Source organism: Bradyrhizobium sp. USDA 4501 (genome assembly GCF_054062115.1).
This window is the reverse complement of record NZ_JBSSEX010000001.1, coordinates 6,542,767-6,556,521: the sequence shown is the minus strand read 5'-3', so window position 1 is coordinate 6,556,521 and position 13,755 is coordinate 6,542,767. Positions and strand designations below refer to the sequence as shown.

Below are 13,755 nucleotides of genomic sequence, written 5' to 3'. Positions count from 1 at the left end.
CGCTATCGCTCCTCGCAATGACGGAACTCAGGCGAGCTGGATATCCCAGAGCCCCTCGGCGCGCAGCGCAGCGACCTCATCGCGCAACAGCTTCGCGATCAGCGTCATCGCGTTTGAGCCGGGATGCTCGACCGGCGAGGCCAGGGTCAGCTCGCGCCGCGGCGCCGGCCGCGCGATGGCGGCGGTCTCGAGCCGACCCTCCGCCACCTCGGCGCGCACCGAGGACGGCGGCAGCAAGGTATATCCGAGCCCCTCCTCGACCAGGCTGGTCAGCACGCGAAACGAATCCGCCTCGAGCTTGACGTCGAGATCGATCTTCTTCTTGGCCGCGGCATGTTCGAGCAGCGCACGGAGGCCGTGCGAATGACTTGGCAGCACCAGGCGCTGGCGCATCAGCCAGCCGAAGTCGACTTGCTTCTTCGGCTTCAGCCCGCTGCCGCGCGGGCCGACCGCGACGATGCTGTCGCGGCCGAGGCTCTGCACCGCCAGATGCAGATCGACCGACGGGCCATAGATCACGGCAAGGTCCATCTCGCCGCGATGCAGCCACTCGATCAGATGGCCGCTGTAGCTCTCGACGATGCAGAGCGAGATGCCGGGATAGCGCTCCACCGTGCGCCGCGCCAGCCGCGCCGACAGCACGCAACTCACCGTCGGCACCAGCCCGAGCACGACGCGCCCGGACGGTGCACCGCCGGCGGACTGGATGTCGTCGCGGATCTGGTCGATCTGCCGCACGATACCGCTGGTGCGCGCCAGCAGCAGCCGGCCGGCATCGGTCAGCACCATGCCGCGACCGTTGCGCGTGAACAATTCGGTGCGCAGTTCGTGTTCCAGCAGCTTGATCTGCCGGCTCAGCGCCGGCTGCGCGACCCGCAAGGTATCGGATGCCTTGCTCAGGCTCCCGAGTTCCGCGACACACGCAAAGGTCCTAAGCTGGCGGAAATCCATACTTGCCAATCCTGGAAGGCAGGTTCATACGCTATAACAAAACAGCATAGGGAGTTTACCGGGGCCCCACAACTGCGGGCGTTTTCTTCACGCGAACCGATTTCCACCTCGCTCGAACACGCTCTGGCGCAACCTCTCGGCAAGACGAAACAATGACCGCACACGAACAACACATCGACGACCATTCCGACATCCGCGATGCGGTGGCAAAACTCTGCGCGCAGTTTCCAGGCGAATACTGGCGCAAGCTCGATCGCCAGATGGCCTATCCGAAAGAGTTCGTCGATGCGCTGACGGAGGCCGGCTATCTCTCGGTGCTGATCCCCGAGGAATATGGCGGCGCCGGCCTGAAGCTGTCGGCGGCGGCGGCGATCCTGGAAGAGATCCAGCGCGCCGGCTGCAATGGTGGCGGCTGCCACGCTCAGATGTACACGATGGGCACCGTGCTGCGGCACGGCAATGACGCGCAAAAGGCCAAGTATCTGCCGAAGGTCGCGACCGGCGAGTTGCGGCTGCAGGCGTTCGGCGTCACCGAGCCGACCAGCGGCACCGATACCTCGTCGCTGAAAACCTTCGCGCGCCGCGAGGGCGACCATTACGTCGTCAACGGCCAGAAGATCTGGACCAGCCGCGCCGAATATTCCGACCTGATGGTCCTGCTGGCGCGCACCACGCCGAAGGAGCAGTCGAAGAAGCGCACCGACGGTCTCTCGGTGTTTATCGTCGATATGCGCGAGGTGAAGGGCAAGGGGCTGGAGATCCGCCCGATCCGCACCATGATGAACCACGCCACGACCGAAGTGTTCTTCACCGACATGAAGGTGCCGGCGGAGAATCTGATCGGCGAGGAAGGCAAGGGTTTTCGCTACATCCTCTCCGGCATGAATGCCGAGCGCATCCTGATCGCCGCCGAGTGCGTCGGCGACGCGAAGTGGTTCATCGCCAAGGCGACCAACTACGCCAAGGAGCGCAGCGTGTTCGGGCGGCCGATCGGGCAGAATCAAGGCATCCAGTTCCCGGTCGCCAAGGCCTATGCCTCGATGCGCGCGGCCGAATTGATGGTGAAGGAAGCCACCCGCAAATATGAAGCCGGTCTCGACTGCGGCGCCGAGGCCAACATGGCCAAGATGCTGGCGGCCGACGCGTCCTGGGAAGCGGCCAACGCCTGCGTGCAGACCCATGGCGGCTTCGGCTTTGCCGAGGAATACGACGTCGAGCGCAAGTTCCGCGAGACCCGGCTCTATCAGGTGGCGCCGATCTCGACCAATCTGATCCTGTCCTACGTCGCCGAGCACGTGCTCGGCATGCCCCGCTCCTACTGAGTTGCTTGATCATGCTGCCGCTTGAGGGATTGACCGTCATCGCCGTCGAACAGGCGGTTGCCGCGCCGTTCTGCTCGTCACGCCTCGCCGACGCCGGCGCCCATGTCATCAAGATCGAGCGGCCCGAGGGCGATTTCGCCCGCGGCTACGACGCCGCGGCGAAGGGCCAGAGCAGCTATTTCGTCTGGCTCAACCGCGGCAAGGATTCCGCCGTGGTCGACCTCGCCACCAAGGAAGGCCGCGCGCAGCTGGAAGAGCTGATCGCCGGTGCCGACGTGCTGCTGCAGAACCTCAAACCGGGCTCGATGGACAAGCTCGGCTTCTCGCGCGAGCGGCTGCGCAAGGATTATCCGAAGCTGATCATGTGCACGATCACGGGCTATGGCGACACTGGCCCCTATGCCGACCGCAAGGCCTATGACCTGTTGATCCAGGCCGAGAGCGGCCTTGCCTCGATCACCGGCGGCCCGGAAGGCGCCTCGCGCGTCGGCATGTCGATCGTCGATGTCGCAACCGGCGCCACCGCGCATGCCGCGATCCTCGAGGCGCTGATCGGCCGCGGTCGCACCGGAGACGGTGCCGACATCCGGATCTCGATGTTCGACGTGATGGCCGACTGGCTCACCGTGCCGCTGCTCAATGCCGAGGACGGCAAGTCGCCAAAGCGGATCGGCCTCGCCCATCCCTCGATCGCGCCCTACGGCGTGTTCCGCTCGAAGGACGGCAAGGAGATCCTGATCTCGATCCAGAGCGAGCGCGAGTGGAAGACGCTGTGCGCCAAGGTGCTGGGCCAGCCCGGCCTGCCCGACGATCCGCGCTTTGCCAATATGGTCGAGCGCGTGCGCAACCGCGCCGTTACCGACCAGATCGTCAGCGACAGCTTCGGCAAGCTGACGCGCGAGGAGTTGCTGGCGAAGCTTGCCGAGGCCGACATCGCCTTTGCCGAGGTCAACAGCATGGACGACCTCGCGAAACATCCGCATCTGCGCCGCGTCGAGGTCGACACGCCGAACGGCAAGGTCAGCTATCCGGCGCCGGCCGCGATCGTGGTCGGCGAGGACAGGCACTACGGCAAGGTGCCCGCGATCGGCGAGCGCACCAGACGTTCCTGAAATCCCTCCTGCCCGGGCAACACAATCATGAGCGACAAACTCGACCTCGATCATCTCCGCCAATGGATCGGCAAGACCACGGAGGCCTCCGACGTCGTCACCAAATATCTCGTGATGGGGCTGCGCGCGACGCTGTTCCAGGAGATCGGCGAGCCGAAGGCCGGTGACGCCGCGCCGTGGACCACGCATTGGTGCCTGGCGCAGCCGGTGTTTCCGATGTCGCAGCTCGGCCCCGACGGCCACCCGACCCGCGGCGGCTTCCTGCCGCCGGTGCCGCTGCCGCGCCGGATGTGGGCCGGCGGCGAGCTCGAATTCTTCGACAGCTTGCGCATCGGCGATGAGGCCAAACGCACCTCGAAGATCGTCGACGTCACGGTCAAATCGGGCTCGACCGGCACGCTGTGCTTCGTCTCGGTCAATCACGAGGTAACGACCTCGCGCGGGCTTGCGGTGCGCGAGCGGCAAGACATCGTCTATCGCGAGATGACGAGCACGCAGGGCGCTGCGCCCGCCAAGGAGCCGCCGCCTCCACCGGTCGCGCAGCATCGCGAGAGCCACGTCTCCGACCCGGTGCTCTTGTTCCGCTATTCGGCGCTGACTTTCAACGGCCATCGCATTCATTACGACCGCGACTACGTCACCAAGGTCGAGGGCTATCCTGGCCTGATCTTCCACGGCCCGCTGCAGGCTTCCTTCATCGTCGAGTTCGCCGCCAAGCTGCGCGGCGGCAAGCCGCCGAAGAAGCTCGCCTATCGCGGCGTGCAGCCGCTGTTCGAGGGCAGCGAGTTCTCGATCAATGCCAGCGACAAGGACGGCGGCATGGAGCTGTGGACCGCGAATGCCGAGGGCCAGCCGACCATGAAGGGCACGGCGACCTGGTAACGCGCGAGCACGACGCCTGTCATAACGCGAGGGAATAAAGAGGCGCTTTCATCAGCGCCTCGTATTCCTTATTGTGATCGCGTTCATCCCTGGATCGCAGATCATGAGTCGCTTCTGGAGTTCGGTCGTCCACAATCTGTCGCCATACGTGCCCGGCGAGCAGCCGAAGATCGACGGCCTCATCAAGCTCAATACCAACGAAAACCCCTACCCGCCGTCGCCGCGCGCGGTGGCGGCGATCACAGCGAACACGGATCGCCTGCGGCTCTATCCTGATCCGGGCGCAACCGCGCTGCGCGAGGCGATCGCGAGGCGTTACGGCGTCACGGCGGACGAGGTGTTCGTCGGCAATGGCTCGGACGAGGTGCTGGCCCACGCTTTCCCGGCGCTGCTGAAGCACGACGCGCCGCTGCTGTTTCCCGACATCACCTACAGCTTCTACCCGGTCTATTGCCGCCTCTATGGCGTCAGCTGCGAGCAAGTGCCGCTCGACGCCGCGATGCGCGTGCAGCTTGCCGACTACCGGCGGCCCGGCAGCGCAATCCTGCTGTGCAACCCCAACGCACCGACCGGCACCGCGCTGCCGCGCGCCGCGATCGAGGCGCTGCTCGCCGAGCATCCCGACCGGCTCGTGGTGGTCGACGAGGCCTATGTCGACTTCGGCGCCGAGAGCGCCGTGCCGCTGGTCGCGCGCCGCGACAATCTGCTCGTCATCCAGACGCTCTCCAAATCGCGCGCGCTGGCCGGCTTGCGCGTCGGCTTCGCCATCGGCCAACGCCCGCTGATCGAGGCGCTGGAGCGCGTCAAGGACAGCTTCAACTCCTATCCGCTGGACTGCTTCGCGATCGCCGGCGCGGTCGCCGCCATCGAGGACGAGGCGTGGTTCGAGGAGACGCGGCAACGCATCATCAGGAGCAGAGAGGCGCTGGTCCGCAGCCTCATTGAGCTGGGGTTCGAGGTGCTGCCGTCGCAGGCGAATTTCGTGTTCGCCCGCCATCCCAGCCATCGCGGCGCCGATCTCGCCGCGAGGTTGCGCGAGCGCGGCGTGCTGGTGCGGCATTTCCAGAAGCCGCGGATCGAGGACTTTTTGCGCATCACGGTCGGCACCGACGATGAGTGCGGCCGCCTGATCGGCCTGCTGCGCGGCATGGCCTGATAGCCGTTCACCAACTTGCGATCGACGGCGCCACCCTGCATAGTGACCGCGCGTTGGGATGCACGGTTCTCCGGGAAGGAGCGGTCATGCGATTTGCGATCGGCGACGCAACCGTCGACGTCATCGTCGACGACGACGATTTCGGCCTTCCGCTCGCCGAATTCCTGCCCGGATACGATCGCGGCTTGATCGAAGCGCATCGTGCCACGCTGGAGCCGGTGTTCATCGACCTCGCCCGGGGCGTCGCGAAACACGCGATCCAGAGTTTTGTGGTGCGAACCGGCGGCCGAACGCTGCTGATCGACGCTTGCATCGGCGAGCACAAGGACATCCCCGAGATTCCGGCCTGGCATCGGCGGCGCGGCAGCGGCTTCCTTGATCGGCTGCGCGCGAGCGGCATCGACCCGGCCGGCATCGACGTCGTATTCTGCACCCATCTGCATGTCGATCACGTCGGCTGGAATACGCGCCAGGACAACGGCCGCTGGCAGCCGACCTTTCCTAACGCGCGGTATCTGTTCGGCCGCCGCGAGCTTGCCGACTGGATGACACAGCATGATGCCGGGCGTGCCCCGCCGATCCACGCCCGCGCCCTGGAGCAGAGCGTCATCCCGATCGTCGAGGCAGGCCGTGTCGATCTGGTCGACGATGGCCATCAGTTGGGACCGGGCCTGCGGCTGGTCCCGCTGCCGGGCCACACCAGCGGCCAGATGGGGCTGATGGTAGACTACGCACAACATCGCGCGATCTTTTGCGGCGATGCCGTGCACAATCCGGTGCAGATCTTCCAGCCCGATCTGTCGACATCATCCTGTGCCGACCCGCAGCTCGCGCGCGAGACGAGGACGAAGATCCTGGCAGAGGCTGCGGACAGCGGCCGCCTCGTCATACCCGCCCACTTCCGCGGCCCGCGCTGTGCTCATGTTCGTCGGGACGGCGGTGGCTACGCGCCGGTACTCGATGCGCGGCATGGGTAAGATGCAACACCCGGAGCCACAGCTCACCGGGTGAAAGCCGGGTGTATCATCCGGCCCCTTGGAACCGAATGCCGGCTTGCGCGTTCCCCGCCCTGACGGAGGACGCCATGCTTAGAGATGAACAGGTCGCGGTTCTCTGCGACATCGCCCAATCCATTGCCTTCGCTGACGACGTGCAAGGCGAAGTCGACCGGCTCATCAGGGAGGGATACGTCGCCAAGGACGGCGACCTCTACGAGCTGACGCCGAAGGCCGAGAAGGTTTTGTCCGAGCGCGGCGCCTGCCTCAAGGCGTGACGCCGCTCGCGGCAGCTCCCTAGGCGGCAGGCGTGCACCGCATCGCTGATATCTTGATGCCGAGCCCTGCGCTCTCCTCGCGGAACTGCGCGATCGACCGCGCATTGCGGTGCGCCTCGAACGCGGCGTCATCCTGATAGACCTCGTAGATCAAGAGCTTGGCGGCATCCTCGCGCGGCACCAGGATCTCAAAATTCAGTGTGCCCGGTTCATCCCTGAGCGACCGGGCGCCATGCGCTGACAGCAGCGACAGCGCGTGATCGCGCTTCTCCGGCGCCACCTCGACGGTGGCGATCGGTGCAAGTTTCGACATGACGAATCCGCCTTCGGTTCTTTTGCACGTTCAGATCAGCTGCGGAGCGGCCGAAACGCGTCGCGAATTTCCCTGCTGAAGATGTCGGGCTGCTCCCATGCGGCGAAGTGGCCGCCGGCTTCAGCCTGATGGAAGTAGATCAGCTTGTGATAGGCCTTCTCCGCCCAGCTCCGCGGCGCCACGAAGCTCTCGCCGGGAAATGCGGTCACCGCGGCGGGGATCGCGACATTGGCAGGCAGATAAAGGTTGGTCTTGTTTTCCCAGTACAGGCGGCCCGAAGAGATCGCCGTGTTGGTCAGCCAGTAGAGCGTGATGTTGTCGAGCACGTCGTCGCGGGTCAGTGCGCCGGCGGAATGCCCGTTGACCTCGCGCCCGAGCACAGCTGATTGCATCGCGGAGGCCGGCTGGGCATAGCCGTCGCCGTGATCGAGCAGCCAGGCGGCGAGGCCGGCCGGCGAATCCGCAAAGGCCGCAAGCGTCTGCGGGCGCGTGCCCATGATCTGCGCGTAGGCCCGCCGTTTCGCGAATTGAAGCTTGATCTGGTCGAAGGCGTGCTGCTCCTCCGCCGACATATTGTCCGGCGCAGGGCCGCCGGTGATGACCGCCTTGAAGACCTCGGGCGGAACGACACCGGGCAGATTGACGTGGATGCCGAGCAGCTCCGGCGCACCAAGCTTGGCCATCTCATTGGAGACCGGCGAACCCCAGTCACCGCCCTGCGCCACGAACTTGCTGTAACCGAGCCGTTTCATCAATTGCACCCAGGCCCGTGCGATGCGCTGGGGATCCCAGCCGACCGTGGTCGGCTTGCCGGAGAAGCCGTAGCCCGGCATCGACGGGATCACGAGATGGAACGCGTCCGACGCACTGCCGCCATGCGCGGTGGGATTGGTCAGCGGGTCGATGATCTTCATCTGCTCGATGACCGAACCCGGCCAGCCATGCGTGACGATCAGCGGCAGCGCATTGTCATGTTTCGAGCGGACGTGAATGAAGTGAATGTCCACCCCGTCGATTTCGGTGATGAACTGCGGCAGGGCGTTGAGCCGCGCCTCCACCTTCCGCCAGTCGTAGTCGGTCTGCCAGTAGCGGACGAGATCGCGCAGCATCGCCTGCGGGACGCCCTGGGAGTCGTCATTGACGGTTTCCTTGTCGGACCATCGGGTTGCGGCCAAACGGCGGCGAAGATCGACAAGGTCTTCCTCGGGAATGTCGACGCGGAACGGGCGGATCGCATCGCTGGTGGCCGCTGCGGCGGGATGCGCGGGGAACAGGCTGGCAGCACCGGCAGCAGCCAGGCCCAACGCCGCGCCCGTCAGCAGCCTGCGCCGGTCCTGGTCGATCGCTTCCTGGGTCGATTGGCTTATCGCAATTGCAACGGGCGTCTTCGATGGCGCGCTCATTTGACAGTCTCCTTGGAATGAGAGGCCGCCGGCAACGCCGCGATCGCCTCCTTGGTTGTCAGGATGGAATGGGCGTAGGTCGGGCCATTCAGCTCGTGAGCGGCGTGCATCATGTCGTGCGAGAAGGCGGCGGTGGCATCGCGCACCAGCGTCACGTGGTAGCCGAGCTCCATTGCGAAGCGGGCGGTCGATTCGATGCAGGTGTTGGCCAGCAGCCCGACCACGATCACATGCGTGACGCCCTTCTGCTCCAGCAGGAAATCGAGATTGGTGTTGGCGAACCCGCTCTGCCCCCAATGCTCTTGGGCGATCAGGTCGCCAGGCTTGGGCGCAAGGTCCGGATGCCATTCCCCGCCCCATTCGCCGCGCGCAAAGCTATGGCGCTGCATGATCAAGCGTTGAGTCGGATTGGGATGATCCCAATCCTCATAATCGCCCGGCTCCCAGCGACGGTGCGGGACGATCACCACCTGGATGCCGGCGGCCCGGACCGCGCCGTCGAGCTGGCGCAGATTGTCGAGCAGCCCGACCTCGTCGGCGATAGGCTTGATGCGCGGAAAGACCATGCCGCCCTCAGAGAGGAAATCATTGTAAGGATCGACGAGGAGCAGCGCGGTCCGCTCGCGTGGATAGGTGATCTGGGACATCGATCGCTCCTTGGCTATCAGGCGGCCGGTTGGATTTGCTTCAATGACGAGCTCCGTTCACTCGGGCAGCGGCTTGCCGGCCTGTTCGCGGACCATGTACTCGGCGTACCAATCGGGCCAGTTCGCATCGTGGCCGCCGGTTCGCTTCTCGTGCTCGCCATGGGCCATAGCCGCGCGGCGCAGCGCGGCAGCAAGATCAGCCGATGAGGAGAAATTCGTACTGTTGCCGTCGAATCGCCCGGGCAGGCGTTGCGTCACCTGCTGCAGCAGCCAGACGTTTCCGTCGGGATCGTTGAACGTGGCGAGCGACCCGTAACTCGGCCGCTCCGGGTCCGGCCCCTTGATGCGGCCTTCCGCGCCGCGGTGAAACACCTCGCTGACATCGGCGCCACGCGCGATCAGCTCGGCGCGCGCCGCTTCGATATCATTGACGATCAGGAAGCGCGGCAGCGCGGGTCCCGAGCCGAGATGGATCGACGTCGGCGAACCCGGCGGCGTTAGCTGCACGGCGCGCGAGCCGTCGGGCCTGACGAAGTCGGCATCAAGCCGCCAGCCCAGGTCCTGATAGAAGCGCTTGGCGCGATCGACATCCGAGACGGGGATGACGACGACCTCGAGCTTCAAATCGACTTTGGCCGCTGTCGGCCCCGGTTCGGTGGTCATGGCTCACTCCTTGGCGATGACAGATCGGGCCATCGACGGCCCATTGCATTTGCGATGATGTCGGGTCATATTACTATGAAAATCATAGTCTCAAGCCTGATGAAGAAAACGTGATGACGAAAATGAAGGACAACACGGCTGACCAAACGCTCTGTCCTGTCGCTCGCGCCGAAACCGTCGTGGGCGACCGCTGGACAGTATTGGTTCTGCGCGAACTGTTCGCGCGCAATCATCGCTTCGAGGAGATTCAGGCGCAGTCCGGCGGCACGCCGCAGATGATCACGGCACGGCTGAAAAAGCTGGAAGCGGACGGCCTGCTGACGCGGCGCGTCTACAACAAACCGCCCGTTGCGCCACGAATATCACCTCACCGAGAAGGGCGACGCGTTCTTTCCGGTGCTGATGGCGCTGCGCGCCTGGGGCGAGACCTGGTGCAAGTCACCGCGGGAAGGCCGCGCAATGAACTACACCCATCGCGTCTGCGGCAAGCCGGCCGGGCTCGGTCCGGTCTGCGAGTCCTGCGGCGAGCCGGTTCATCGCGCCGACATGGTGGGCGAGCGAACTCCCAAATACCAAAAAGAGCGAGATGCGCGCTGGGAGGCCTTCAAGGCGACCCGCTGAATTCCCCGACGCCGCCGGCGCAAGCGGACGACGCGAGAGCCTTCGCACCGCCGCAGCGTCTCGATCACACGGGGCCGATCCGGCCGAGCCTCGCACAACACAGGAGACCACCATGCCATTCGTTCGCATCGACCTGAAGCGCGGCAAGTCCGCCGAATATCGCAAGACGCTGGGCGAGATCGTCTACAAGGCGATGCGCGAGGTGATCAACGTGCCCGAGAATGACAAGTTTCAGGTCATCACCGAGCACGACCGTGGCGACCTGAACTACGCCGACAACTATCTCGGCAATACCTACAGCGACGATCTCATCTTCATCCAGATCACCATGAATGCCGGGCGTACCGTCGAGATGAAGAAGGCGTTCTACAAGCGGATCGTGGACGACTATCAGAGCCAGCTGCAGGGACGGCCGGACGATGTTGTCATCAACCTCGTCGAGGTCGCCAAGGAGAACTGGTCGTTCGGTCACGGCATCGCGCAATACGCGAGCTGAACGCAGAACAGGAATGCGCCGGACGGACGGCCGTCAGCCCTGCGGCTTGCCGTCCGCAGCTTGCGGCCGGCGTCGCCAGCACGCATAGTGCCGCCCGTGCACGAACAACAACAAACAGGGAGGCAACCATGAGGACGATCGCAGCCGCGCTGTGCGCGCTCACGCTGATCGCAACCGGTGCGCAGGCACAGACGCTCAAGGACTTCGTGGCTGTTGTCATGAAGAAATGGACCGCGCCGTTCGAGCCGTTCCAGCTCATCGACAATATCTACTACGTGGGCACTGACGGGATCGCGGTCTACATCATCAAGACGTCGCAAGGGCTGATCCTGATGGACACGGCGATGCAGCAGTCGACCGGCATGATCAAGGACAACATCGCCAAGCTCGGCTTCAAGGAGGGCGACATCAAGATCATCCTCAACACCCACGCCCATCTCGACCACACCGGCGGCTTTGCCGAGATCAAGAAGGAGACCGGCGCGCAACTGATCGCCGGCGAGCGCGACAAGCCCCTGCTCGAGGGCGGCTATTATCCGGGCGACGAGAACAACGCCGATCTCGCCTTTACGCCGGTGAAGGTCGACCGCACCGTCAAGGAAGGCGACAAGGTGACGCTCGGCGATGTCACGCTGACCGCGCACACCACCCCCGGCCATTCGCCCGGCTGCACCAGCTGGGAGATCACGGTCAAGGATGGCAGCCAGGCGCGCAACGTGCTGTTCTTCTGCAGCGGAACGGTGGCGCTGAACCGGCTGGTCGGCCGTCCGACCTATCCCGGCATCGTCGACGACTACCGCTCGACCTTCACCAAGGTCAAGGCGATGAAGGTCGACGTGCTGCTCGGGCCGCATCCGGAGGTCTACGCCATGCAGGCCAAGCGGGCGCAGATGAAGGACGGCGCGCCGAACCCGTTCGTCAAGCCGGGCGAAAATGCCACCTACGTGGCCGGGCTGGAGCAGGATTTCGACAAGCAGCTCGCCAAGCAGACCGCTGCGCTGCAGAAGGCCAATTAGGTAGTCACCCGGTCATCCTGAGGAGCGCGTAGCGCGTCTCGAAGGATGAACGGCCCCGCCGTGGCCGTCGATCCTTCGAGACGCGCGCAAGCGCGCTCCTCAGGATGACGGGATAGCCGCCTACGCAAATTTGCAGCCGTTGCCGCGGCAACTATGCGCGCAGCGGCTTGACATCGTCAGGCAATCCATCGACAGGTGGATTGCCTTTCCGCTTTTGCCGCCCGCAATGACGGAACGTAACAAGACAGAAATGGGAGCCGCCCGATGTCCTCGCGCAAACCCGCCGCCAGCAAAGGCAAGACTGTCACCGTCAAGGATGCCACCTTCGGCCTGCTTCGCGCATGGGGCATCAAGAAGGTGTTCGGCAATCCCGGCTCGACCGAGCTGCCGTTCCTGAGCGACTGGCCCGACGACATCGACTACGTGCTCGGCCTGCAGGAGGCATCCGTCGTCGGCATGGCCGACGGCTACGCGCTGGCGACGCGCAATGCCGGTTTCGTCAATCTGCATTCGGCGGCCGGCGTCGGCAACGCGCTCGGCAACATCTACAACGCCTATCGCAACCAGACCCCGCTGGTGATCACCGCGGGCCAGCAGGCGCGCTCGATCATGCCGCTGCAGGCCTTCCTCTATGCCGAGCGGGCCTCGGAATTCCCGCGGCCTTACGTGAAATTCGCGGTCGAGCCGGCGCGCGCCGAGGACGTGCCTGCCGCGATCGCGCGCGCCTATTATGTCGCGATGCAGCCGCCCTGCGGGCCGACCTTCGTCTCGGTGCCGATCGACGACTGGGCGCATGCGACGCAGCCGCTCGACGCGCGCCAAGTCAGCCGCGAGATCGGCCCCGACCTGTCGGCGATGCAGGCATTGGGGGCCGCGCTCGGCGAGGCCAAGCGCCCTGCCCTCGTCGTCGGCCCGGCCGTCGATCGGGCCGAGGCAGTCGATCTCATGGTGAAGGTCGCCGAGAAATCAAAAGCCTCGGTCTGGGCCAGCCCGTTCTCGGCGCGCTGCTCGTTCCCCGAACGGCATCCGCAGTTTGCCGGCTTCCTGCATGCCGCGCCGGGCCAGCTCTCCGATGCGCTGCGCGATCACGATCTCGTCGTCGTGGTCGGCGCGCCGGTCTTCACCTTCCATGTCGAGGGCCATGCCGCGATCTTCGACGGTTCGACCACGATCTTCCAGATCACCGACGATCCGGACGCCGCCGCGATGACGCCGACCGGCCACAGCATCGTCGCGACCATGAAGCCCGCGCTGACAGCGCTGCTCGAGATGCTGCTTGAGACGAAACGCACCGCGCCGACTGGCCGTGTCCTGCCGCCGGCTCCGGCCGCCGGCGACCCGATCCCTGCCGAATACGCGCTGCATGCGCTCTCGGCCGCGATGGGGCCGTATGATGCGCTGGTCGAGGAAATACCGTCGCATCGCCCGCTGATGCAGAAGGCGATGCCGATGCACGGCCAGGACAGCTTCTACACCATGGCGAGCGGCGGCCTCGGCTACAGCCTGCCGGCAGCGGTCGGCATGGCGCTCGGTCGACGTCAGGGACGCACGGTTTGCCTGATCGGCGACGGCTCGGCGATGTATTCGATCCAGGCGCTGTGGACATCGGCGCAGCGCAAGCTGCCGCTGACGGTCGTCGTGCTGAACAATTCCGGCTACGGCGCGATGCGCTCGTTCAGCCAGGTGATGCAGGTGCGCAACGTGCCGGGCCTCGATCTGCCCGGCATCGATTTCGTCAAGCTCGCCGAAGGCCTGGGCTGCGACGCCGTGCGGGTGACGAAATCAGCCGAGCTCGCCGGCGCCTACCAGCGCGCGCTGTCGCATCAAGGCACCAGCCTGATCGAGGTGATGGTCGATTCCGCGGTGCCGCTGCTCTACACGCAGAAGAGCTGAGCGGCAA

General features: G+C 65.2%; 15 protein-coding genes and 1 pseudogene. 11 read left to right on the top strand and 5 right to left on the bottom strand.

Annotated features, from left to right (window positions below):
* Nucleotides 1–27: 27 nt before the first annotated feature.
* Nucleotides 28–951, bottom strand: a complete 924-nt coding sequence (locus ACVWZM_RS30155) for a LysR substrate-binding domain-containing protein (RefSeq protein WP_028334965.1) — start codon at nucleotides 949–951, stop codon at nucleotides 28–30.
* Between the two features lie 152 nt (nucleotides 952–1,103).
* Between ACVWZM_RS30155 and ACVWZM_RS30150 the strand changes: the two genes are divergently transcribed.
* The 6 genes from ACVWZM_RS30150 (at nucleotide 1,104) to ACVWZM_RS30125 (ending at nucleotide 6,696) form a co-directional block, all read left to right on the top strand.
* Nucleotides 1,104–2,273, top strand: a complete 1,170-nt coding sequence (locus ACVWZM_RS30150) for an acyl-CoA dehydrogenase family protein (RefSeq protein ID WP_076830754.1) — start codon at nucleotides 1,104–1,106, stop codon at nucleotides 2,271–2,273.
* 11 nt (nucleotides 2,274–2,284) lie between these two features.
* The gene (locus ACVWZM_RS30145) at nucleotides 2,285–3,385 is read left to right on the top strand and encodes a CaiB/BaiF CoA transferase family protein (protein ID WP_057019286.1); all 1,101 of its coding nucleotides are present in this window, start codon (nucleotides 2,285–2,287) and stop codon (nucleotides 3,383–3,385) included.
* Between the two features lie 27 nt (nucleotides 3,386–3,412).
* Nucleotides 3,413–4,267 (top strand): FAS1-like dehydratase domain-containing protein, encoded by an 855-nt coding sequence (locus ACVWZM_RS30140; RefSeq protein WP_057019285.1) that lies wholly within the window; start codon nucleotides 3,413–3,415, stop codon nucleotides 4,265–4,267.
* A gap of 103 nt (nucleotides 4,268–4,370) precedes the next feature.
* A complete protein-coding gene (hisC, locus tag ACVWZM_RS30135) occupies nucleotides 4,371–5,423 on the top strand; it encodes a histidinol-phosphate transaminase (protein WP_456855499.1) in 1,053 nt (350 codons plus the stop codon).
* An 86-nt stretch (nucleotides 5,424–5,509) separates the two neighbouring features.
* Nucleotides 5,510–6,400: an MBL fold metallo-hydrolase gene (locus tag ACVWZM_RS30130; RefSeq protein ID WP_076830751.1), complete on the top strand. Its 891-nt coding sequence runs from the start codon at nucleotides 5,510–5,512 to the stop codon at nucleotides 6,398–6,400.
* A gap of 107 nt (nucleotides 6,401–6,507) precedes the next feature.
* Nucleotides 6,508–6,696: a Rossmann-fold NAD(P)-binding domain-containing protein gene (locus tag ACVWZM_RS30125; RefSeq protein WP_038386258.1), complete on the top strand. Its 189-nt coding sequence runs from the start codon at nucleotides 6,508–6,510 to the stop codon at nucleotides 6,694–6,696.
* Nucleotides 6,697–6,715: 19 nt separating this feature from the next.
* On the opposite strand, the gene ACVWZM_RS30120 is transcribed toward ACVWZM_RS30125, so the two are convergent.
* The 4 genes from ACVWZM_RS30120 to ACVWZM_RS30105 are packed head-to-tail and all read right to left on the bottom strand — an operon-like array spanning nucleotide 6,716 to nucleotide 9,722.
* A complete protein-coding gene (locus ACVWZM_RS30120) occupies nucleotides 6,716–7,009 on the bottom strand; it encodes a putative quinol monooxygenase (RefSeq protein WP_057019283.1) in 294 nt (97 codons plus the stop codon).
* Between the two features lie 35 nt (nucleotides 7,010–7,044).
* Nucleotides 7,045–8,412, bottom strand: a complete 1,368-nt coding sequence (locus ACVWZM_RS30115; protein ID WP_076830748.1) for an epoxide hydrolase family protein — start codon at nucleotides 8,410–8,412, stop codon at nucleotides 7,045–7,047.
* The gene (locus ACVWZM_RS30110; protein WP_076830745.1) at nucleotides 8,409–9,059 is read right to left on the bottom strand and encodes an isochorismatase family cysteine hydrolase; all 651 of its coding nucleotides are present in this window, start codon (nucleotides 9,057–9,059) and stop codon (nucleotides 8,409–8,411) included. Before ACVWZM_RS30110 ends, ACVWZM_RS30115 begins: the two co-directional genes overlap by 4 nt.
* Nucleotides 9,060–9,116: 57 nt before the next feature.
* Nucleotides 9,117–9,722, bottom strand: coding sequence for a VOC family protein (locus ACVWZM_RS30105; RefSeq protein WP_076830743.1), 606 nt, complete (start codon nucleotides 9,720–9,722; stop codon nucleotides 9,117–9,119).
* Between the two features lie 113 nt (nucleotides 9,723–9,835).
* On the opposite strand from ACVWZM_RS30105, the pseudogene ACVWZM_RS30100 reads away from it, so the two are divergent.
* The 5 genes and pseudogenes from ACVWZM_RS30100 to mdlC form a co-directional block, all read left to right on the top strand.
* Nucleotides 9,836–10,018: pseudogene (locus ACVWZM_RS30100) on the top strand (winged helix-turn-helix transcriptional regulator); the annotation flags it as partial.
* A gap of 52 nt (nucleotides 10,019–10,070) precedes the next feature.
* A complete protein-coding gene (locus ACVWZM_RS30095) occupies nucleotides 10,071–10,343 on the top strand; it encodes a winged helix-turn-helix transcriptional regulator (protein WP_456855498.1) in 273 nt (90 codons plus the stop codon).
* A gap of 112 nt (nucleotides 10,344–10,455) precedes the next feature.
* The gene (locus ACVWZM_RS30090; RefSeq protein WP_016848571.1) at nucleotides 10,456–10,839 is read left to right on the top strand and encodes a tautomerase family protein; all 384 of its coding nucleotides are present in this window, start codon (nucleotides 10,456–10,458) and stop codon (nucleotides 10,837–10,839) included.
* A 128-nt stretch (nucleotides 10,840–10,967) separates the two neighbouring features.
* Complete coding sequence (blaBJP, locus tag ACVWZM_RS30085) at nucleotides 10,968–11,855, top strand: BJP family subclass B3 metallo-beta-lactamase (RefSeq protein ID WP_076830738.1); 888 nt, start codon at nucleotides 10,968–10,970, stop codon at nucleotides 11,853–11,855.
* Between the two features lie 264 nt (nucleotides 11,856–12,119).
* Nucleotides 12,120–13,748: a benzoylformate decarboxylase gene (gene mdlC / locus ACVWZM_RS30080; RefSeq protein ID WP_076830735.1), complete on the top strand. Its 1,629-nt coding sequence runs from the start codon at nucleotides 12,120–12,122 to the stop codon at nucleotides 13,746–13,748.
* Nucleotides 13,749–13,755: the final 7 nt, after the last annotated feature.